This window comes from Edaphosphingomonas fennica (genome assembly GCF_003034225.1).
GTDB classification, from domain to species: domain Bacteria; phylum Pseudomonadota; class Alphaproteobacteria; order Sphingomonadales; family Sphingomonadaceae; genus Sphingomonas_E; species Sphingomonas_E fennica.
Genome location: NZ_PHHF01000042.1, coordinates 95286 through 116152 on the forward strand (window position 1 = coordinate 95286; position 20867 = coordinate 116152).

General features: G+C 68.4%; 16 protein-coding genes. 10 read left to right on the forward strand and 6 right to left on the reverse strand.

Annotated elements, in window-relative coordinates:
* Positions 1 to 79: 79 nt before the first annotated feature.
* The 8 genes from CV103_RS09825 (at position 80) to purT (ending at position 10552) form a co-directional block, all read left to right on the forward strand.
* On the forward strand, positions 80 to 1162 hold the full coding sequence (locus CV103_RS09825; RefSeq protein ID WP_107394800.1) for an aromatic ring-hydroxylating dioxygenase subunit alpha: 1083 nt from the start codon (positions 80 to 82) through the stop codon (positions 1160 to 1162).
* 131 nt (positions 1163 to 1293) lie between these two features.
* Complete coding sequence (locus tag CV103_RS09830) at positions 1294 to 1818, forward strand: RNA polymerase sigma factor (RefSeq protein WP_015459027.1); 525 nt, start codon at positions 1294 to 1296, stop codon at positions 1816 to 1818.
* Positions 1815 to 2849: a FecR family protein gene (locus CV103_RS09835; protein ID WP_107394801.1), complete on the forward strand. Its 1035-nt coding sequence runs from the start codon at positions 1815 to 1817 to the stop codon at positions 2847 to 2849. The genes CV103_RS09830 and CV103_RS09835 overlap by 4 nt, the downstream gene beginning before the upstream one ends.
* A gap of 94 nt (positions 2850 to 2943) precedes the next feature.
* Positions 2944 to 6048, forward strand: coding sequence for a TonB-dependent receptor (locus tag CV103_RS09840; protein WP_107394802.1), 3105 nt, complete (start codon positions 2944 to 2946; stop codon positions 6046 to 6048).
* Between the two features lie 59 nt (positions 6049 to 6107).
* Positions 6108 to 6872: a phosphatase PAP2 family protein gene (locus tag CV103_RS09845; protein ID WP_170112605.1), complete on the forward strand. Its 765-nt coding sequence runs from the start codon at positions 6108 to 6110 to the stop codon at positions 6870 to 6872.
* Positions 6869 to 7900, forward strand: coding sequence for a BPSS1187 family protein (locus tag CV103_RS09850; protein ID WP_146163408.1), 1032 nt, complete (start codon positions 6869 to 6871; stop codon positions 7898 to 7900). Before CV103_RS09845 ends, CV103_RS09850 begins: the two co-directional genes overlap by 4 nt.
* 34 nt (positions 7901 to 7934) lie before the next feature.
* Positions 7935 to 9278: an L-serine ammonia-lyase gene (locus CV103_RS09855; protein ID WP_107394805.1), complete on the forward strand. Its 1344-nt coding sequence runs from the start codon at positions 7935 to 7937 to the stop codon at positions 9276 to 9278.
* Positions 9279 to 9382: 104 nt separating this feature from the next.
* Positions 9383 to 10552 (forward strand): formate-dependent phosphoribosylglycinamide formyltransferase, encoded by a 1170-nt coding sequence (gene purT / locus CV103_RS09860; RefSeq protein WP_107394806.1) that lies wholly within the window; start codon positions 9383 to 9385, stop codon positions 10550 to 10552.
* Here purT and CV103_RS09865 read toward each other — a convergent pair.
* Both CV103_RS09865 and CV103_RS09870 read right to left on the reverse strand, forming a co-directional pair.
* Positions 10540 to 11568: an alpha/beta hydrolase gene (locus CV103_RS09865; RefSeq protein ID WP_107394807.1), complete on the reverse strand. Its 1029-nt coding sequence runs from the start codon at positions 11566 to 11568 to the stop codon at positions 10540 to 10542. The two genes, purT and CV103_RS09865, sit on opposite strands and share 13 nt — an antisense overlap.
* 99 nt (positions 11569 to 11667) lie before the next feature.
* Entirely contained in the window at positions 11668 to 14001 is a 2334-nt protein-coding gene (locus CV103_RS09870) for a GH92 family glycosyl hydrolase (RefSeq protein WP_107394808.1), read from the reverse strand.
* A 155-nt stretch (positions 14002 to 14156) separates the two neighbouring features.
* Between CV103_RS09870 and CV103_RS09875 the strand changes: the two genes are divergently transcribed.
* A complete protein-coding gene (locus CV103_RS09875; protein WP_107394809.1) occupies positions 14157 to 14717 on the forward strand; it encodes a hypothetical protein in 561 nt (186 codons plus the stop codon).
* Positions 14718 to 14751: 34 nt separating this feature from the next.
* On the opposite strand, the gene gyrB is transcribed toward CV103_RS09875, so the two are convergent.
* A complete protein-coding gene (gene gyrB, locus CV103_RS09880) occupies positions 14752 to 17247 on the reverse strand; it encodes a DNA topoisomerase (ATP-hydrolyzing) subunit B (protein WP_413818408.1) in 2496 nt (831 codons plus the stop codon).
* A 103-nt stretch (positions 17248 to 17350) separates the two neighbouring features.
* Positions 17351 to 17920: an energy transducer TonB gene (locus CV103_RS09885; RefSeq protein WP_107394810.1), complete on the reverse strand. Its 570-nt coding sequence runs from the start codon at positions 17918 to 17920 to the stop codon at positions 17351 to 17353.
* A 140-nt stretch (positions 17921 to 18060) separates the two neighbouring features.
* On the opposite strand from CV103_RS09885, the gene CV103_RS09890 reads away from it, so the two are divergent.
* Complete coding sequence (locus tag CV103_RS09890) at positions 18061 to 18651, forward strand: hypothetical protein (protein ID WP_107394811.1); 591 nt, start codon at positions 18061 to 18063, stop codon at positions 18649 to 18651.
* On the opposite strand, the gene recF is transcribed toward CV103_RS09890, so the two are convergent.
* Together recF and CV103_RS09900 are read right to left on the reverse strand one after the other, a co-directional pair.
* Positions 18633 to 19739, reverse strand: a complete 1107-nt coding sequence (gene recF / locus CV103_RS09895; protein WP_015459040.1) for a DNA replication/repair protein RecF — start codon at positions 19737 to 19739, stop codon at positions 18633 to 18635. The two genes, CV103_RS09890 and recF, sit on opposite strands and share 19 nt — an antisense overlap.
* 83 nt (positions 19740 to 19822) lie before the next feature.
* Positions 19823 to 20833, reverse strand: a complete 1011-nt coding sequence (locus CV103_RS09900) for a GGDEF domain-containing protein (protein WP_015459041.1) — start codon at positions 20831 to 20833, stop codon at positions 19823 to 19825.
* Positions 20834 to 20867 lie beyond the last annotated feature (34 nt).

Consider the following 20867-nt stretch of genomic DNA (forward strand, 5'->3'; position numbering starts at 1 on the left):
GACATGCGGTCTTGTTCCACGGCGGCCGAGGGGCCAGCCTTGGCCCATTCGGGAAAGCCGGAATCGACTGGAGAGAGCCATGGCGGGCACCGCCGACTATAAGCTGGGCAGCTTCACCTATCCGCGCGGCTGGTTCATGATCGCCGACGCGGCGACGCTGGACGCCGGGCCGACCACGCTCCATTTCTTCGGCAAGGACATGGTGTTCTATCGCGGCGAGAGCGGGAAGCCGCACCTCGTCCATGCCTATTGCCCGCACATGGGCGCGCATATCGGCCACAACAGCACATCCTATGTCGTGCGCGATGGCGATCGGGTGCAGGGCGAATCGATCCGCTGCCCCTTCCACGGCTGGCGCTTCGGCCCGGACGGGCAGTGCGACGATATCCCCTATTCGCCCAACTTCATTCCCAAGGCGGCCTGCCTGAAGACATACCGCGTGATCGAGCGGGCCGGCATCATCTGGATGTGGCACGATCCCGAAGGCGGCGCGCCCGATCAGGAGCTGCCGCCCTTCACCCAATGGGATCAGGAAGCCGACGGCTGGGTGCGCTGGCTGGTCGACGATTTCGGCACGCTGCCGATCCACCCGATCGAGATCGTCGATAACATGGCGGATTTCGGCCATATGTCGCCGATCCACGGCAGCGTGGACTGCCGTTATTTCGACAATCTGTTCGAGGACGACCGGCTGGTCCAGCGCTTCGATGCCGGCCACCGGACGCTGACCGACGGGGCATCGGGCGTGCTGTCGCTCGATACCTGGTATCAGGGGCCGGGCATTCTGCAGGCGGCGATGCAGGGCGCCTATCCCTCGCACATGCTGATCGCGCATACGCCGGTGGCCGATGGCGTGGTGCGGCTGTGGCACGCGCTGATGGTGAAGGTGCCGCGAGACGGCGGCACGGACGAGGCGGGCCGGATCGCGCTGGCCCGCGCCTACCAGCGGGCGAGCCGCGATGCGCTGGGCCAGGATGTGGAGATCTGGGCCAACAAGGAGCCCAGCTTCAACCCGATGCAGATCCCGGCGGACGGCCCCTATGGCAAGGTGCGCATCTGGTATCGCCAGTTCTACAACCCGCGCGAGGAAGCGGAGGCGTTCCGCCGCCGCGTGCGCGGCCAGGTGGTGACGTTCGGCGAGGACCGCGCCTCCGCCGCCTGATCTTTCCCTTTCGGGCATCGCGACAGGGCCGGAAAACCCGCTATAGGGCGAACCCATGTCGATGCCGCTGTCCCTCGGCGCCCCTGCCGCGTCTTACCTCGTGGCCGTGGCGCCATGAAAGGGCAGCGGGAGTGGTGCGCGAAGAAGGGATACGGAAGGATACGGTGCGCGAGGTCCAGCAGATCAACCGTCGCTGGCGTCCCGCGCTGATGGCGTTCTTCCTGCGCCGGGTGCGCAACCATGCGGAGGCCGAGGACCTGACGCAGGAGGTTTTCGTGCGCATGCTGAACAGCAGCGAGAGCGAAGGCGCGCCCGATGCCTATGTCTTCCAGATCGCGGCCAACCTGCTGACCGATCAGGCGCGCCGCGCCAGGGTGCGAGCCGGCTATCGCGAGACGCTGGCCGGCATGGACGGGCTGGGCGTCGAGCAGGTCGATCCCTATCGCATCGCCGCCGGGCGCGATCAGCTTGCCGCCCTGGCCGCGGCGCTCAACGAGCTGCCCGAGCGGCAACGGACGATGTTCACCCTCTATCGCATCGAGAATATGAGCCAGGAGATGATCGGCGAGGCGTTCGGCATCTCCAAGAGCGCGGTGAAGCAGCAGGTGGCCAAGGCGATGGCCTTCCTGATGGCGCGCATGCGGGAAACGCAATGAACGGCCCCGTCGATACCACGCCCCCCAGCCGCGACGAGCAGGCGGTGGAATGGTGCATCGCGCTTGCCGAGGGCCATCTGGCCGGCGAGGAGCAGCGCCAGTTCGACGCCTGGGTCGCGGACCCGGACAATGCCCGCGCGCTCGATGAGGCGGTGCGGCTGTGGCAGGCGGCCGAATCCGCCGCCAACCTGCCCGAGCTGATCCACATCCGCAGCGCCGCGCTGGAAAGCTATCGCCGCGCCAACAGCCGGCGCTGGACGGGCGGCATCGCCTGGAACCGGCCATGGGCGGCCGCGCTGGCGGCGGTGCTGGTGGCGATGCTGTTCACCGGCCTGCTGTGGCTGCGCGACGCCGCCAACACCTATGCCACCGGCATCGGCGAACGGCGGGTGGCGATGCTGGCCGACGGATCGAAGCTGACGCTGGACGGCGATACCGAGGTGAAGGTTTCCCTCCAGGCCGGCCGGCGCGCGCTGACGCTGGTGAAGGGCCGCGCCAAGTTCGACGTGGCGAAGGACCCGCTGCGGCCGTTCAGCGTGGCCGCCGCCGACAAGATCGTGGTGGCGACGGGCACCTCGTTCAGCGTGGAGCTGCTGGGCGACAAGGTGCATGTGGTGCTGCTGGAAGGCCATGTCGCGATGCTGACCGAGCGGGACGGGCGGACGGTGCCCCAGATGGCGCGCGCGCGCCATGCCGCGGTGGCCGCCGACCAGATCCTGCAGCCGGGCGGGGAGCTGGTGGCGCAGGTGGAATCGCTGGCGCCCGCCGTGCTGACGCAAAGCGAGCCGGTCGGGCCGTCCTGGGAAGCCGGGCTGCTGAACTTCGACGATGAGCCGCTGGCGACGGCGGTGGCACGGATGAACCGTTACAGCCGGCAGCAGCTGGTGATCGCCGACGCCCGCATCGCCGGCCTCAAGGTGAACGGCGTGTTCGCGGCCGGGGATGTCGAGACCTTCATCGAGGGCGTGAGCGTGCTGGACGGGGTGCGCGCGACGCGAACCGGCGAGGCGATCGTCCTGCGGCGCAACTGATCGCGAAAAATTCGAATCCGGGGCTGCATCGCTGCTGTCCCGCCGCCGATGAAGTGCGTCCTACCCGATGATCGTTCGAAAACAGGGGGAACGAATGGGGATTCGGATTTCGCGCATCATGGGTTTGCGGGGCGGGGCAGCGCTGGCGGCGCTCGCGATTTTCAGCCAGGCGGTGCCGGCCTATGCGCAGCAGCAGGGCTTCGACCTGGATATTCCGGCGCAGGATCTGGGATCGGCGCTGCGGGCGTTCGCGCGGAGCACGAACCAGCAGGTGACCTTCGCGTCGGCCGACGTGCGCGGCAAGCAGGCTCCGGCGGTCAAGGGCCGCTATACCGTGCCGGCCGCGCTCGACATCCTGCTTTCGGGATCGGGGCTGGTGGTCCAGAACGGGCATAGCGGCGTCATCATCATCCGGAGGGCGGTTCGGGGTGAAACCCGCGCGACGGCCTCCGCCGAGCCGCGGCTGACCAGCGACATCATCGTCACCGGATCGCGCCTGCAGCATTCGAGCTTCGACAGCCCGATCCCGGTGGCCGAGGTCGACCGGACCGACCTGCTCGAGGACGGCTATACCGACATCGCCGAGGCGCTGGACGACGTGCCGGGCATCGACCAGGCCGACAGCCTTGCCAACAACCAGAGCGCGATCCAGGCGAGCGGGCTTTCCACGATCAGCCTGCGTGGCCTGGGTTCCAACCGCACGCTGACCCTGATCGACGGACGCCGCACCGTTTCCAACGCGGGCAACAAGAATGCGGTGAGCCTCAGCTCCATCCCGCAATATTTCGTCGATCGCGTGGACGTCAGCACCGGCGGCGCATCGGCGGTCTACGGATCGGATGCGATCGCGGGCGTCGTCAACGTCGTCACCAGCCGGTTCGATGGCGTGAAGGCCCGCGCGGTCGGCTCCGCCACCTATGACGGCGGCGGCGATTCCGTGGAATATTCGGGCGGCGTCGGCAAGCATCTGATGGACGACCGGCTCTATGTGATGGCGGGCGTCACCTATGAGCGGCAATATCGCCTCGCCGCCACCGATCGCGACTGGGCGATGGATTCGGTGACCTATGATTTCGAGGACAACACGCTTTCGCGTCCCGACCTCAGCTCCACCATTCCGGGCGGGCGCTTCAACAGCAACGATTTCTATTATGACGAGACCGGGCTCCACCGGAATTTCGTGACCGCCAAGAACGGCTATGAGGATCGGCTGAGCAAGACCCTCATCACGCCGCGCAAGTCGCTGAGCGCCGCCGGCAAGGTCGAATATCAGATCACCGACGACGTGAAGTTCACCGCCGACTATATCTACAACAAGGTGACGACGCGCTCGACCGCCGAGCCGGAGACGGTGAGCTATTCCACCACCTTCGGCCAGAATGACGAGTTCGAGGTGGGGCGGATCGCCCGCAACAACCCGTTCGTCCCGGCGGAGATCGCCGCCGATTCCTCCAGCAGCGGCGTCAAATTCTACCGGCGCCTGCCGGAGCTGGGCAATCAGCAGCGCTACAACCGCCGCACCACCAATCGCGGCTGGGCGGGCCTGGAAGGCAAGGTGTTCGGCGACTGGGATTGGGCGCTGACCTACGGCTACGGCAAGTTCGAGCAATATCAGGTTCGCACCAACTATCTGAACATGCAGAATGTTCAGTATGCGCTGAGCGCCGAAAAGCTGTCCGACGGCACGATCCAGTGCCGCAACGCGGATGCGCGCGCCGCTGGCTGCGTGCCGCTCAACCTGTTCGGGCTCAATTCCATCACGCCGGAAATGGCGGACTATATCCGCGCCAATTCCGAATTCTTCGCCAAGAACCGGCAGGATACGGTGGAAGGCTATGTCAGCGGATCGCCCTTCTCGCTGCCGGCGGGCCCGGTGCAGGTGGCGGCCGGCTTCTCCTGGCGGAGCGACCGGAGCAGCAGCATGACCGATGCGCTGACCCAGACGGGCCTCAGCAGCGCATCCTACATCCCCGACTTCACCGGCAAGATCGAGGCCAAGGAAGCCTATATGGAGCTGGGCGTGCCGCTGCTGCGCGACATGCCCTTCGCCTACCGGCTGAGCCTGGACGGCGCGCTGCGCGTGGCGGATTACAATATCGACACGGTGGGCACGACGGTGAGCTTCCGGGCGGGCGCGCAGTGGGCGCCGGTGCGGGGCCTCAACTTCCGTTCCACCTTCAGCCGCGCCCAGCGCGCGCCGGACACGACCGAGCTGTTCTCGCCCGCGCGCGACGATTATGACGACGTGATCGACGTGTGCCGCGGCGTCACCGCGACGTCGACGGGCACGGTATCGCAGAACTGCCGCGCCGATCCGCGCATCGCCGCCGCCATCGCGGCCGCGCCCGACGGCAAGTTCACCCAGATCGGCACCGAGGTATTCGCCCCGAATGCCGGCAACCCGGATCTGCATGAGGAGACGGCGAACACCTGGACGGCGGGCGTCGTGCTGGCCCCGGCCTTCCTGCCGGGCTTCCAGATGAGCGTCGATTATTACGACATCCGCATCAAGGGCGCGATCTCGTCGCTCGACAATAGCAGCCTGCTGTTCGAATGCTATTCGGACCCGAACGGCATCGACAACAAGTTCTGCGATGCGATCACCCGCGATTCCGACGGCCAGCTTTCCAAGATCATCAACCGCGACGAGAATCTGAACCAGATGCGCGCGCAGGGCATCGACGCGGCCTTGGCCTATCGCTTCGATCTCGATCGCTTCAACCTGCCGGGCAGGCTCAACCTGCAGATCCGCTACACCCACCGGTTTAAGCTGGAGAGCAAGTTCGACGGCGCCGCCGGCGAGGACAAGGCCGATTATGTCGGCGAGGTCGGCGTGTCGAAGGACGAAGCCACCGGCAGCATCGAATGGGCGACCAAGCGGGTCTCGATCAAGTGGAAGGCCGTCTATCTCGGCCCCGTCGTCGACAGCAACGAGATGAAGGAATATTTCGCGGAGAGCGACATCACCGATCCGCTGTTCCTGCATGTCGGCGCCTATTGGCGGCATGACCTGAGCTTCAAGCTCACGCCCTCGCGCGAGAATCCGAAGCTGCGCGTGTTCGGCAACATCCGCAATATCTTCAACAAGTACGGGCCTTTCCTGCCGGACGGGACCGACAGCGGCAGCGCGCTCAACTATAATTCGGTCTACGACGTGCGCGGCCGCACCTTCATGTTCGGCGTCGAGACCGAATTCTGATGACGGACCGGGCGCCCGATCCGGTTCGGGCGCCCGGCGATACAGGCAGGAGAGAGCCCATGAAACGGTCCACAGCAGGCCGGGCGCTGCTGATCGCGCTGGCGATCGGCGGGGCGGCATCGGCCGCGCGCGCCGCATCCCCCGAATGGGAGGCGCCGGCGATCAGCCACAAGGATGTGAAGCCCTATTTCGACGATGTCGCGATCAAGGGCCTCGTCCTGCCGCCGCCGCCTGCCGAGGGATCGCTGGCCGATGCCGATGATGTCGCGGCGGTGATGCGCGGCCAGCAGGTGGATGCCGCCCGCCGGGCCGTGGCCGAGGAGGATGGTGCCTGGCTTTACGATCGCTTCGCCGAAGCCTTCGGCCGGCCGATCCGGCGGGATAGCGCGCCCGCGCTGGTGGCGCTGCTCAACCGGGTCGAGCGGCAGGTGAGCGGGCCGGTGTTCGCCGCCAAGAAGGATCATGGCCGCACGCGGCCCTATCAGCGGCTGCAGCTCAGCCATGTCTGCGGCGAGGTGAAGGCGCCGGCGCCGGACCCCGATGCGAAGAAGCGCACCTCCTACCCGTCGGGCCACAGCGCCTATGGCTGGGCGGCGGCGCTGATCCTGGCCAGGCTGGCGCCGGAGCGCGCGCCGGCCATCCTCCAGCGCGCGATGGATTATGGCGAGAGCCGGGTGATCTGCGGCATGCATTTCCCGAGCGACGTGGCGGCGGCGCGGGTGGTGGCGACGGCGGTGGTCGCGCGGCTCGATCGGTCGCCCGAATTTCTCGCCGATCTGGAACAGGCGCGGCAGGAGCTGGCGCGGGCGGAGCAGGGCCGATGAGGGCCGCTGCCAGCGCATTGGCCCTGATGATCGGGCTCGCAGCCGCCGTCGCGGGGGCGAAGCCCGTGCCCGGCACCGCCACCAGCGACGAATATCTCGGCCTGCAGCGGCCCTCGACCGCCCAGCAGCTCGAGCGCAACTGGGTGCCGGACCCGCGCCGCACCGTCCATTATGTCGCGCCGGCCGAGGCCGATCCGGCGGTGCGGCGCTATCTGCGGCACAATATCGCGTTGTTCCGGCGCGATATCGCCACCGCGCAATCGCCGCTCTTCCTCTTCCTGCCCGGCACCGGCGGCGCGCCCGATCATTCCAAATGGCTGCTGAGCGCGGCGGCCGACCAGGGCTATCGCGCGATCGGGCTGATGTATGACGACATGCCCGCCACGGCCGAGGCGTGCAGCCACGATCCCGATCCGACCTGCGCGGGGCGGCTCAGGGCGAAGCGCATCTTCGGCGAGCCGGTGTCCGACGATATCGACGACCTGCCGGCCGAGGCGGTGGTCAGCCGCCTCGTCGCCACGCTCAAATGGCTGGCGGCGCATCATCCGGACGAAGGCTGGGAGACCTATCTCGACGCCCAGGGCGCGCCCTTATGGTCGCGCATCGCGGTTTCGGGCCATTCGCAGGGCGCCGGCATCGCCGCCTTCATCGCCAAGCGGCGTGAGGTGGCGCGCGTCGCGCTCTTTTCGAGCCCGTGGGACTATTATCACGCCATGGTGGACGGCACCGACCAGCGCGTGGTCGCGCCGTGGGTTTCCGCGCCGGAAAGCGCCACGCCGCCCGACCGCTGGTTCGCCGTGCTGCACGCCGCCGAGCCGCAGGCGCGCAACATATTGAAGGCCTATCGCGCGCTCCGGGTGCCGGCGGCGCATGTCCATGTGCTGGCGTTGCCGCCGCGCGGCAAGGGCAGCGCGCACGGCAGCGTCTCCAGCGATTTCACCACGCCGCTTGATGCTGCGGGCGCGCCGGCCTATCTCGGCGACTGGCGCTTCCTTCTGGGCCAGCCGGTCGCAGGGCCGACCGGTTGAGGACGTCCATCCCTTCCTCGATCTGCCAGCGGTAATGAGCGTCACGGAACTTTTCATCCTCGGCATCGGCCCGTCCAGTTCGCACACGGTGGGGCCGATGCGCGCCGCCTGCCGCTTCGCGCGCGGGCTTGTCGAAAGCGGGCAGCCGGTGGCGCGGGTGCGCTGCACGCTGCACGGATCGCTGGCGCTCACCGGGCGGGGCCATGCCACCGACACGGCGGTGCTGCTGGGGCTGGCGGGATGGGAACCGGACGCCATCGATCCCGATGCCGCGCCCGGCCTGATCGCGGCGATCCGCGCCGAAGGGCGGCTGCCGCTGGGCGGTGGGCCGAGCATCGCCTTCGCCGAGGATCGCGACCTGCGCTTTTCCGAGACCTTCCTGCCCGAACATCCCAACGGCATGGTGTTCGAAGCGGTGCTGGAGGATGGCAGCCGGATCGAGCGGCGCTTCCTTTCAACGGGCGGGGGCGCGATCCGCGAGGCGGGCGTGGAGCCGCCGCGCGTGAACGTGGTCGAGCCGCATCCCTTCGAATCCGCCGCCGAGCTGCTGGCGATGTGCGAGGCGGGCGGGATGACGCTGGCGGATGCCGTGCGCCGCAACGAGGCCGCCTGGCGCGACGAGGCGGAGACGGACGCCTTCCTCGATCGGGTGCGCGCCACCATGTTCGCCTGCATCGAACGCGGGCTGAAGGGCGAGGGCGAGCTTCCCGGCGGATTGCGGGTGAAGCGCCGCGCGCGGGCGATGCACGATTCGCTGCTGGCGCGCGGCCCGCGATCCGATCCTTCGGCGGTGTTCGAATGGGTCAGCCTGTGGGCGCTGGCGGTGAACGAGGAGAATGCGGCCGGCGGCCGTGTCGTCACCGCGCCCACCAATGGAGCTGCGGGCGTGATCCCGGCGGTGCTGCGCTATTACGAAACCTTCGTCCATGGCGGCGGCCCGGCCGGATCGCGGCTGTTCCTCTACACCGCCGCCGCCATCGGCTTCCTCTACAAGAAGCGCGCGTCGATATCGGCGGCGGAGATGGGGTGCCAGGGCGAGGTCGGCGTCGCCTGCTCGATGGCGGCGGCGGGCCTGGCGGCGGCGCTGGGCGGCAGCAACGCCCAGATCGAGAATGCCGCCGAGATCGGCATGGAGCATAATCTGGGCCTCACCTGCGATCCGATCGGCGGGCTGGTGCAGATCCCCTGCATCGAACGCAACACGATGGGCGCGATCAAGGCGATCAACGCCGCCTATCTGGCGCTGCACGGCGACGGCGGCCATGTCGTGAGCCTGGATGCGGTGATCGAGACGATGCGCCAGACCGGCGAGGACATGAAATCACAGTATAAGGAAACCAGCCTCGGCGGGCTGGCGGTGAACGTGGTCGCCTGCTGAGGGCTGGCGCGGCACAAAACCGTGATTGACGGGACCGCCGCCGGGACGGCATCGGGCGGTATCGGCAAACAGCGCTGGCCGCGATCGGCCCCGGAAGGCATGGCATGACATTCACCGCAAGGATCCTGTTGCTCGGTTCGGGCGAGCTTGGCCGGGAGTTCGTGATCTCCGCCAAGCGGCTCGGCTGCCATGTCATCGCCTGCGACAGCTATGCGGGCGCGCCGGCGATGCAGGTGGCCGACGGGTTCGAGATATTCTCGATGCTGGATGCGGACCTGCTGCGCGCGGCGATCGAGCGGCACAGGCCCGATTTCGTGGTGCCGGAGATCGAGGCGATCCGCACCGAGGTGCTGGCCGAGATGGAGGCCGGGGGCGTGACGATCGTGCCCTCCGCCCGCGCCACGATCATGACCATGAACCGCGATCGCATCCGCGAGGTGGCGGCGACCGAGCTTGGCCTGCGCACGTCGCGCTACCGCTATGCCGAGACGCTGGAGGAGGTGCGGGCGGGCGCCGCCCATACCGGCCTGCCCTGCGTGATCAAGCCGGTGATGTCGTCATCCGGCAAGGGCCAGAGCACGGTGAAGACGGCGGACGATCTGGAGCGGGCCTGGGACTATGCCGTCGCCAACATGCGCGGCGACCGGAAGAGGGTGATCGTCGAGGAGTTCGTCGATTTCGATTATGAGATCACCCTGCTGACGGTGCGGGCGCGCGACGGCGTGCATTTCTGCCCGCCGATCGGCCATCGGCAGGAACGCGGCGACTATCAGGAATCCTGGCAGCCGACGCCCATGTCCAGGGCGGCGCTGGCCGCCGCCGAGGATATGGCGCGCAAGGTGGTGGACGATCTGGGCGGCTACGGCATCTTCGGCGTCGAATTCTTCGTGAAGGGCGAGGAGGTGATCTTCTCCGAGCTTTCGCCGCGCCCGCACGATACCGGCATGGTGACGCTCGTCAGCCAGAACCTCAACGAGTTCGATCTCCACGCCCGCGCCATATTGGGCCTGCCGATCCCGGAGATACGGCTCTACGGCCCGTCCGCCTCGGCGGTGATCCTGGCCGATCGCGATGCCGGCGATTTCTGCTTCGAAGGGCTGGGCGATGCGCTGGCGGTGCCGGGCGGCGAGGTGGACCTGCGCATCTTCGCCAAGCCGGTGACGCGCCCGAACCGGCGGATGGGCGTGGCGCTGGCGCGGGCCGGCAGCGTCGAGGACGCCCGCCGCATCGCCGCCGAGGCGGCCGGCCGCGTGCGGATCGATTACGGCGCCTGACCCGGCCCGGCGGCGGCGGCGGGCGGAGATGCGGGCGCATCCTCCTCGATGAAGGCCAGCATCGCCGCCAGCGCCTGCCTGCCGGCCGCGGTATCGAGGTTGAACTGATATTCGTGGGGCAGGGGCGGGCGGTAGTCCGCCGGGAAGAAGAGCGTGTCCGTCTCCACGCCGATGCTCCGCAGCTTTTCCGCCAGCGCCACCGCCTGCGGCGCCAGCGGATCGGCATTGCCGCTCGACAGGAAGCTGCGCGGGAAGGCCGGCGTCACGTTGGGCGTGATCGAGGCGAGGCGGAAGCGATCGTCCTCCAGGAAGTTCCTCGTGCCCGAATAGGCCCAGAGCACGGTCTTGAGGAACCAGCCATGGTCGCCCTCCAGATTGATGGTACCGACATCATAGGCGCCGGATACCAGCAGCAGGGCGGAAAGCTGGCCGGGCCGCAGCGCGGGGGCGATGCCGACCGCGCGGGCATAAGCGGGATCGGTGGTGAGCAGCGCGATCTGGGCCGCGATCTGCGCGCCGGCGGAATCCCCCGCCAGCACGATCCGGCCGGGCGCGATGCCGAGCGCGCCGGCTTCGCGCACGAGATGGCCGAGGGCGGCGTTCACCTGCTCCACCGGCCTGGGATAGGTGGAGCCGAAGCCCGTGGAATATTCCACCGCCACCGTCGCATAGCCGTGGCCGGCCAGCACTTTCAGATAATTGGCGACGCCATCCTTGCTGCCGGCGATCCAGGCGCCGCCATGCACCCAGACGATCATGCGGCGCGGCGCCGTGGAGCCGGCCGGATGATAGAGGTCGAACCGCTCGTCCCGGCCGGGGCCGTAGGCGAGGTCGCGCCGCGCGACGATGCCGGCGGGCACATGCTTTTCGAGCGCGGCCTCCGACGCATCGTCCCCGCGCGAGAACATGTAGGTGATGACGGCGGCGGACGGCCACGGGCTGAGCCGGAAGGCCAGCAGCAGGAGGAGCAGGAGAAGCGCGACAATGCCGGCGGCCCATAAAGATGCGCGTTTCATGCCTGCCTCCTCCCCGCCCGTCCGTAGGGAAGGGATGATGGTGCCCCCGCCGCCGTCATCGCGCAATCGGGGGCGGCCCGTGCCGCCTTGCCCCTCGCGCTATCTTTCGGGCCGGGCGGTGCTCATCGAATAGGGCCTGGCGGCGGGCGCCGTGCCCCACGTCCTTTCGGGCCCGGGCTGCATGGTGAAGCGCAGCTCGCCCCCGGCCATGATCTCGTCATGCCGCAGATAGGCCCGGTCCAGCGGCTTGCCGTTCAGCGCCACCCGGCCGACATAGCGGTTCGCATCCGACAGGCCGTCCGCGACGATCAGCAGCCGCTTGCCGTTGGGCAGGGCCAGCGTCGCCCGGTCGACGAAGGGGCGGCCGATCACATATTCGTTCGATCCCGGCGCCACCGGGTAGAAGCCCAGCGCGGTGAAGACCAGCCAGGCGGACATCTGGCCGAGATCGTCATTGCCCGAAAGCCCGTCGGGCGTGGGCTTATACTGGCTTTCCACGATCTGCTTCAGCCGTTCCTGCGTGCGCCAGGGCTGGCCGGCATAGGCGTAGAGATAGGCGACATGGTGGCTCGGCTCGTTGCCGTGGATATATTGGCCGATCAGGCCGGCAATATCCTCGGCATGGCTGTAATCGAGCTTCGAATTGTCGAATTCGAACATCCGGTCGAGCTTGGCCGCCGCCGCCGCATCGCCGCCGAGCAGCGCGAACATCGCCGCCTGATCCTGGGGCACGAACCAGCTATATTGCCAGGCATTTCCCTCGGTATAGTCGCTGCCATAGTTGATGGCGGTGGGATCGAAGGGCGTGCGGAAGCTGCCGTCAACCTTGCGCGCGCGCAGGAAGCCGCTCTGCGCGTCGAAGCTGTTGCGCCAGTTGCCGGCGCGGCGTTCGAACCGCCGGGCGATGCCGGCCCGGCCCATTGCCCCGGCCATGCGGGCGATGGTCCAGTCGTCATAGGCATATTCGACTGTCTTGGACGCGGCCTCCGGCTCGCGGTCGATTGGCACGAAGCCCAGCTTCATATAATCGTCCAGCCCGCCATAGGGGCCGTAGCTGGCGCTCCTGACCATGGCGTCGAGCGCGGCATCGGCATCGAAGCCGCGCAATCCCTTCAGATAGGCGTCGGCGATGACGGGCACGGCATGATAGCCGATCATCGTCCAGGTCTCGCGCCCGTGGAACTGCCACACGGGCAGCAGGCCGAAGGGGCTCGCCTGCTGGCTGGCGAGCAGCGACTTCACGAAATCCAGGTTCCGCGATTCCGGCTGGACCAGCAGCAGCAGCGGATGTTCGGCGCGGAACGTGTCCCACAGCGAAAAGGTGGAATGGAAGGTGAAGCCCTCCGCCCGATGGACCTGATCGTCCGGCCCCCGATAGCGGCCGTCCGCGTCGGAAAAGATGCTCGGCGCCAGCAATGCATGGTAGAGCGCGGTGGCCACCATGCGCTTCATCGGCGCGGGGGCATCGATCTCGACGGCGCCGAGCGCCTGTTCCCACGCTGCCCTGGTGCGGGCGCGGATCGCATCGAAATCGCCCGCCTCGCTTTCGAGGTTGGCGATCGCCGCATCCTCGTCGACGCTGGAGATGGCGACCTTTACCTCGAGCGGCGAGGCCAGCTTGCCGAAATCCAGCCTCGCGACGAGCGCGCGGCCCTGAAGCTGCACCACATCCTCCCGGCCGCGCCCCGGCCCCTGGAAGCCGCGATAGGGGATGTTTTCCTCGCGATCGAGGAAGGCGTGGCCCTGGAGCGGAACGTTCGGGCGGATGGCGAAGAACAGCTTGCGCGCCGGCGCCCAGCCGCGCGTTTCGCGCGATCCGGTGATCGTGCCGTCGGCGCGGAGGCGGACCGACGACCAGAGGATCTTGCCCGGATAATTGTAGAGCGAGCTGCGCAGGTCGAGCACGACATGCGCCGCCTTGCCGGCCGGAAAGGCATAGCGATGCACGCCGACGCGCGGCCCGGCGGTAAGCTCCGCCCGCACGCCGTGGTCGATGAGCGAGACCGCATAATAGCCGGGCCGCGCGACCTCTTGGTCATGCGAGAAGCGCGACCGATAGCCGGACCTGGGCTTGGCGGGATCACCCGGCTCCAGCGGCACCGCGTCGCCGGCCACCGGCATCAGCAGAAAATCGCCGAGATCGGAATGGCCGGCGCCGGAAAAATGGGTCTGCGAAAAGCCCTGGATGGTCGGATCGCCATGGCGATAGCCGGCGGCATGGCCGTAGCAGTCGCGTATCTCGCAGCCGGTGTCCGTATCCGGGCTGACCTGGACCATCCCGAACGGCGCGACCGCGCCGGGGAAGGTATGGCCTTCGCCGCCGGTGCCGATGAACGGATCGGCGCTGTCATAGGTGGTCTGCGCCGCCACCGGAGCGGCGATGACGGCGGTGGCGAGAAGGGCGGATAGCAGGCGGTGCGCGCGTGGTGACATCCCCGCACTAGAGCATGGCGGCCGGCCGGTTCCAAGCGCCTGCCGGGGTGCCAGGCATCGAGAGGCTGGCCTTCGCGCCCGGCCCGGTGATAATCACCCCGATCGAACCGAGCCGAGGGAATATCATTCCACACCGTTTTCGGGGCCGATCCGGATTGGCCCTTTTTCTCCTGTCGCTGATGGGCACCGCCTGCATTCCCCGGCCGGTCGCGCCGCCGCCGAAGCCGCCATCGGTGGCGCGCGCCTCCCAGCCGGAGCCGGACCCGGTGGAGGCGGTCGCCCGCAAGACCGGGGATATCGTCAGCCAGCCGGCGCAGGATGTCGGCATCATGGAAAAGAAGATCCCGCCGGTGCTGATCGCCGCCGCGCAATATCCCTATGCCATGGAGGGGGTGGGGAGCTGCGACCAGATCGGCCATGCGCTGGCGGAGCTGGATGCGGTGCTGGGGCCGGACCTGGAAGGAACCGTGGCGAAGGAGAACAAGGCCGCCAAGCTGGCCGAGGCCGGCGGCAAGATGATCGTGAACGGCATCCTTCCCTTTCGCGGCCTGGTGCGCGAGGTTTCCGGCGCCGCCCCCGCGCAGCGCCGCCTGAATGCCGCGATCGATGCGGGCTATGCCCGTCGCGGCTTCCTGCGCGGACTGGAGGCCGCCCGTAACTGCCGCCTCCGCCAGCGCACCGCCGACACTCCGTCCGCCAGCCAGAAGCGATCCTGACCGCGACGGAGCGCCGGGCGCGCCGGCGATCCGATCACACGTCGAGATTGGCGACGGAGAGGGCGTTTTCCTGGATGAATTCGCGGCGCGGCTCGACGATGTCGCCCATCAGGCGGGTGAAGATCTCGTCGGCCACGTCGGCCTGCGACACCTCGACTTGCAGCATCGAGCGGTTGGCCGGATCGAGCGTGGTTTCCCAGAGCTGCTCGGCATTCATCTCGCCCAGGCCCTTGTAGCGGCTGATCGACAGGCCCTTGCGGCCGGCGGCGAAGATCGCCTCCAGCAGCTCGGACGGGCGCGTCACCGGCTTGCCGCGCGTGTCGATCGCGGGCTCGTCGCCCTCCTCGGCCTCGGCCGCCTTTTCCGCCGCCTTGACCGCGACGATGCGCGCGGTGGTGGCATAGGTATTCGCCTGCTCGGCGGCCAGCGTGTGGAGCTTGCGCGCTTCCTGCGAGGCGACGAAGGCGCCGTCGATGACGTGGTGATCGCTCACCCCGCGCCACAGGCGGACGAGATGATAGCCGCCGTCGGAGGTGGCGGTGCCGCTCCAGCTCGCTTCCGGGTCGCCACGGCCGAGCCAGCCGGCCACGCGCGCGGCGGCCTCGGCATGGGCTTCCGGCGAACCGGCGGGATCGAGCGCGCCGGTCAGCGCCAGCGCCTCGACGATCGCGGGATCGTAGCGGCGCGGCACATAGCCCATCAGCGTGCGCATGCGGCGGGCATGGTCGATCAGCCCGCGCAGATCCTCGCCCGAGCGCGCGCCGCCGGCGGTTTCCAGCACCATCGATCCGATGCCGGCATCGACCAGATATTCGTCGAGCGCGGCATTATCCTTGAGGTAGACCTCGGACCGGCCCTTGGCCACCTTGTAGAGCGGCGGCTGGGCGATGAAGAGGTGCCCCTTCTCGATGATGTCCGGCATCTGCCGGTAGAAGAAGGTGAGCAGCAGCGTGCGGATGTGGGCGCCGTCCACGTCGGCGTCCGTCATGATGACGATCTTGTGGTAGCGCAGCTTCTCGATGTTGAAATCGTCGCGGCCGATGCCGGTGCCGAGCGCCTGGATCAGGGTGCCGATTTCCTTGGACGACAGCATCCGGTCGAACCGCGCGCGCTCTACGTTCAGGATCTTGCCCTTGAGCGGCAGGATCGCCTGATAATGGCGGTCACGGCCCTGCTTGGCAGAGCCGCCGGCCGAATCACCCTCGACCAGGAACAGTTCGGACTTGGCGGGATCGCGCTCCTGGCAATCGGCAAGCTTGCCGGGCAGCGAGGCGATGTCCATCACGCCTTTGCGCCGGGTCAGCTCGCGCGCCTTGCGGGCGGCCTCGCGCGCGGCGGCGGCGTCGATCACCTTCTGGATGATCGCGCGGGCATGGGCGGGATTTTCCTCCAGCCAGTCGGCCAGCTTGTCCGCCATCAGCGCCTCGAGCGGCTGGCGCACCTCGGACGAGACGAGCTTGTCCTTGGTCTGCGAGCTGAACTTCGGATCGGGCAGCTTGACCGAGACGATCGCGGTAAGGCCCTCGCGCATGTCGTCGCCCGTCAGCGTCACCTTCTCCTTCTTCAGGAGGCCGGACTTGTCGGCATAGGCGTTGAGCGTGCGGGTGAGCGCCGCGCGGAAGGCGGCGAGGTGGGTGCCGCCGTCGCGCTGCGGGATGTTGTTGGTGAAGCAGAGAACCTGCTCGTAATAGCTGTCATTCCATTCCAGCGCGACATCGATGCCGACATCGTCGCGCTGGCCGGTGATCGCCACCGGCTCCGGCATCAGCGGGGTCTTGGCGCGATCGAGATATTTCACGAAGGCGGCGATGCCCCCTTCGTAGAACAGCTCCACCTCCTTCTTCTCGGCATGGCGGGCATCGATCAGGAATAGCCGCACGCCGGAATTGAGGAAGGCGAGCTCGCGATAGCGATGCTCCAGCTTGTCGAAATCGAACTCGGTGACGTTCTTGAACGTGTCCGTCGAAGGCAGGAAGGTGACGCGCGTGCCCTTCTTCCCGTTGGACGGGCCGACCACCTTGAGCGGAGCCACGGCATCGCCGCGCTGGAAGCGCATATAATGCTCCTCCCCGTCGCGCCAGATGGTGAGATCGAGGAAATCGGACAGCGCGTTCACCACCGACACGCCGACGCCGTGGAGGCCGCCCGAAACCTTGTAGGCGTTGGAATCCGACGTGTTGTCGAACTTACCGCCGGCATGGAGCTGGGTCATGATGACCTCGGCCGCCGACACGCCTTCCTCGGCATGGATGCCGGTGGGGATGCCGCGGCCATTATCCTCGACCGAGACCGATCCGTCGGGGTTGAGGGTGATCAGGATCAGGTCGCAATGCCCGGCCAGCGCCTCGTCGATCGCATTGTCCGAAACCTCGAACACCATATGGTGCAGGCCCGAACCGTCATCGGTATCGCCGATATACATGCCGGGCCGCTTGCGCACGGCATCGAGGCCCTTCAGGACCTTGATCGAATCGGCGCCATAATCGTTGGGGGAAGGGGTGTTCTCGGGTTCGCTAGCCATGTCGAGCATATAGGGAATCGAAGCGCCAAACCCAAGCGAAATGGGTGGCGGCGGGCCCTTCGGGCGCGCGGTTCGCGCTGGCCCGCGGCCCGGATGCCGCGGCGCCGGCGCTTCACCGCTTCGGCGGCGCTTCCCACGCCACGTCGCGCATGCCGATGGCGCGGACCGGGTGGCCTTTCAGCGTCGCCGGCATGTAGCGGGCGCGGGCGAGGATGAGGGTGCAGGATCGCTGGTCGAGATCGGCCGATCCGCTGGAAAGGAACACCCAGCAGGCGGCCGCCTTGCCGGTCTCGTCCACCTCCACCACCGCGCGCGTCGTGCCGGAATCGCCGCGCCTGGCCGCGCGTTCGGGATAGTCGGCGGGCGTCACCAGCGGCTGGGCGTCCGCCACCGGCAGGGCGGGCTTGATGTCGCGGGGCACGCCGCGATTGCGCAGCGTATCGCAGGCGCGATAGTCGCGGCGGACGGATTTGGTGCTGACGATCGCCGTGCACTGGCTGATATTGCCCATGCCGTCGGCCGTGTAGGCGAGCGTCGCCTTGTCGATCATCACGGCCGGAAACAACGCTCCGTCACGGGTGGTGCCGCTCGGAAAGATCACGGCGGCGGCGGGCGCGGCCGCCCCGGCGATCAGCAGGATGGCGAGCAGGCGGGCGCGGAGCGGCCGCGTGGACGATGGCATTATGATCCCCCCGGATATCTGTTCGATGCGATTGTCGCAGCCGCCAGCCTAATGGCGGAGGGCAGCAAGGAAAAGGCCGGTTTTTGGCGGTAGGGGAATGGGATGATAGGCTCGCTGCCCGATGGGATGGAGCGCCGCCGATGCCGCCGGAACCCGACAGCCACGAAATCTACCTGCATCTGCGGGTGCTGATCGGGGTGGTGCTGGGCCTCAGCCTCACCCGCATCCTTTCCGGCCTGTCCCGGCTGGTGCAGCATCCCGGCCGGGTGCCGCTTTATGCGCCGCACCTCTTGTGGGTGCTGGTGATCCTGGTTTCGGCGATCCATTTCTGGTGGTGGGAATTCGGGCTGGCCACGATCCGCGTCTGGCGGTTCGAGCTGTTCGTCTTCATCCTGTTCTACGCCTTCCTCTGGTTCCTGCTGGCGAGCCTGCTCTTCCCGGACGATTTGGCCGAATATGCCGGTTATGAGGATTATTTCCTGTCGCGGCGGCGCTGGTTCTTCGGGCTGTTCGCGCTCACCTTCGTGGTCGATTATTTCGATACAATCCTGAAGGGGCCGGCGCGGCTGGCGCAGCTCGGGCCGGAATATGAGGTCCGGCTGGTAGTGGGGGTGCTGCTGTGCCTCGCGGCGATGGCGACGCGCAATCGCGCCTTCCACCTCGCCTTCGCCGGCCTGTTCCTGCTCTATGACCTGAGCTGGATCGAGCGGGCCTATGACCTGCTGGGATGAGCGACCGGAACGACGGCCCCGGCGGCGACGGTGAGGTGCTGGGCACCGGCGGGCGCGGCCTCGAACAAGGCGGGCTCCGTGCCGGTCATCCACACCTGGCCGCCGCCGGCCGCCAGCCGATCGAACAGGGCGGCGCGGCGCAGCGGATCGAGATGGGCGGCGACCTCGTCGAGCAGCAGCACCGGCCGGCGGCCGACCCGTTCGGCGACCAGATCGGCATGGGCGAGGACGATGCCGAGCAGCAGCGCCTTCTGCTCGCCGGTCGACGCGCGTGCGGCCGGCTGGCCCTTGGCGCGATGGATGACGGCAAGATCGGCGCGGTGGGGGCCGGTGAGCGTCCTCCCCGCCACGGCATCGCGGGCGCGGCCGGCGGCGAGCGCCTCGCGCAGCGCGGCCTCCGCCATCGCCTCGCCGCCTTCGATCGCCAGCGCGGCGCGGGCGAAGGGGCCTTCGGGCTGGCGGGCGATGCGCTCGTCCAGCGCCGTGACGGTGCGCGCCCGCGCTTCCGCCACCGCCGCGCCATGTTCCGCCATCGCCGCTTCCAGCGAGGCGAGCCAGGCGGGATCGGCGCGGCGGCCGCTGTCCCGCTCCTCCGCCAGCAGCCGGTTGCGCGCGCGCATCGCCGCCTCGTAGCGCGCGGCATGGGCGGCGTGGCCGGGTTCCAGCGCCAGCACCAGCCGGTCGAGGAAGCGGCGGCGGCCGCCCGCGCCCTCCACGAACAGCCGGTCCATCGCCGGGGTGAGCCACAGCACCGCCAGCCATTCCGAAAGCGCGTTGGCCGATGCCGCCGCCCCGTTGATCCGCACCTGCCGCCGTTCGGGTGCAGAGGCGAGCGTGCCGGTGCCGATCTCGACATCGCCGGCCAGCCGCGCGGCGACGGCGAAGCCGCCCGGCCCGTCGCTGCGGGCCATTTCGGAAAGCGCCGCCCCGCGCAGCCCCCGGCCGGGGGTGAGCAGCGAGACGGCCTCCAATATATTGGTCTTGCCCGCGCCATTCTCGCCGGTCAGCACGATCAGCCCCGGCTCGCAGGCGAGCAGCGCCTGGCCATAGGATCGGAAATCGGTGAGCGCGAGGCGGGTGACGGCCATGCCATCCCCTAGAGCGGTTTCGAGGCGGATGGAATCATCCGCTGATCGGGCGCCCGCCGGTCAGCGCATTTCCGGGCGGGCGCTCAATCCGCCGCGTAGATGCGGTTGCGGCCGTCGCTCTTGGCCCGATAGAGCGCGTCGTCCGCCGCCTTCAGCATGGCCGAGGTGTCGCGCCGCCCGCGCATGCCGGCGATGCCGGCCGAGAAGGTGACGCGGCCGAGCGTCTCGCCCGTCTGGCGCAAGGTCACCTGCCGGGCGGCGACATCGGCGCGGATCGTATCGAGCTGGGCCATGGCGTCGCGCGGCTCGGCGCCGTCGAAGACGACGACGAACTCCTCGCCGCCATAACGCGCGACGAACAGGCTGTCCGATCCCACGCGGGAAAGGGCGGACGCGATCAGCCGGATCACCTGATCGCCGATCGGATGGCCGTGCGTGTCGTTGATCCGCTTGAAATTATCGATGTCGCAGATGGCGAGGGAGAAGGTGCGGCGCTGGGCGCGCGCGGCCTCGAAGGCGTCGCGCAGCCGCGCCTCCAGCGCGCGGCGGTTGGGCAGGCCGGTCAAGGGATCGCTGTTGGCCGATACCGATGCCTCGGCAAGGCGGGTGCGCAGCTCCTGTATCTCGTCGGATGCCTTGCGGATGCGGTCCTCGGCCGCCCAGGCGCGCTCGGTCATCAGCCGGGTTTCGGCCAGCAGCTCGGCGATCACCGCCTCCGGCCCCTCGCCGGTCGCGAGCGTGACGGCACCCGCCTCCAGCACGTCGGCGAAGCGGCGGGTGTCGCCCTGTGTCTCGCCGATCACATGGGCGGCTTCCTCGGCCTTCTGCCGGGCCTGCTGGGCGAAGCGCATGATCTCGTCGCTGGTGACGGTGCGGCTGTGGACCGCCATCAGCCCGGCCAGCGCCGTGCGGGTCAGCCCGCCATGGCGCTCTATCGCCTGGTCGAAGGTCTTCACCAGCGCGGTATCGCCCATCACATAACGGCGGCAGAGATCGAAATTGGCGACCGTCGGCTCCAGCCCGTGCGTGAACAGGAGATCGCCGATGCGATCCCATGTCCGCCGCGCTTCCGATCTCTCCGGCATGTCCGGCATGAATATGGTCGCTCCCCCCCGGCGGATCGAAACG

Bases quoted from the DNA above. Each gene is read 5' to 3' on its own strand.
- CV103_RS09855 (WP_107394805.1), top strand. From the start codon at position 7,935: ATGAGCGTCACGGAACTTTTCATCCTCGGCATCGGCCCGTCCAGTTCG.
- CV103_RS09845 (WP_170112605.1), top strand. From the start codon at position 6,108: ATGAAACGGTCCACAGCAGGCCGGGCGCTGCTGATCGCGCTGGCGATC.
- CV103_RS09870 (WP_107394808.1), bottom strand. From the start codon at position 14,001: ATGTCACCACGCGCGCACCGCCTGCTATCCGCCCTTCTCGCCACCGCC.
- CV103_RS09850 (WP_146163408.1), top strand. From the start codon at position 6,869: ATGAGGGCCGCTGCCAGCGCATTGGCCCTGATGATCGGGCTCGCAGCC.
- CV103_RS09900 (WP_015459041.1), bottom strand. From the start codon at position 20,833: ATGCCGGACATGCCGGAGAGATCGGAAGCGCGGCGGACATGGGATCGC.
- CV103_RS09840 (WP_107394802.1), top strand. From the start codon at position 2,944: ATGGGGATTCGGATTTCGCGCATCATGGGTTTGCGGGGCGGGGCAGCG.
- purT (WP_107394806.1), top strand. From the start codon at position 9,383: ATGACATTCACCGCAAGGATCCTGTTGCTCGGTTCGGGCGAGCTTGGC.
- recF (WP_015459040.1), bottom strand. From the start codon at position 19,739: ATGGCCGTCACCCGCCTCGCGCTCACCGATTTCCGATCCTATGGCCAG.
- CV103_RS09865 (WP_107394807.1), bottom strand. From the start codon at position 11,568: ATGAAACGCGCATCTTTATGGGCCGCCGGCATTGTCGCGCTTCTCCTG.
- CV103_RS09835 (WP_107394801.1), top strand. From the start codon at position 1,815: ATGAACGGCCCCGTCGATACCACGCCCCCCAGCCGCGACGAGCAGGCG.
- gyrB (WP_413818408.1), bottom strand. From the start codon at position 17,247: ATGCTCGACATGGCTAGCGAACCCGAGAACACCCCTTCCCCCAACGAT.
- CV103_RS09890 (WP_107394811.1), top strand. From the start codon at position 18,061: ATGCCGCCGGAACCCGACAGCCACGAAATCTACCTGCATCTGCGGGTG.
- CV103_RS09885 (WP_107394810.1), bottom strand. From the start codon at position 17,920: ATGCCATCGTCCACGCGGCCGCTCCGCGCCCGCCTGCTCGCCATCCTG.
- CV103_RS09825 (WP_107394800.1), top strand. From the start codon at position 80: ATGGCGGGCACCGCCGACTATAAGCTGGGCAGCTTCACCTATCCGCGC.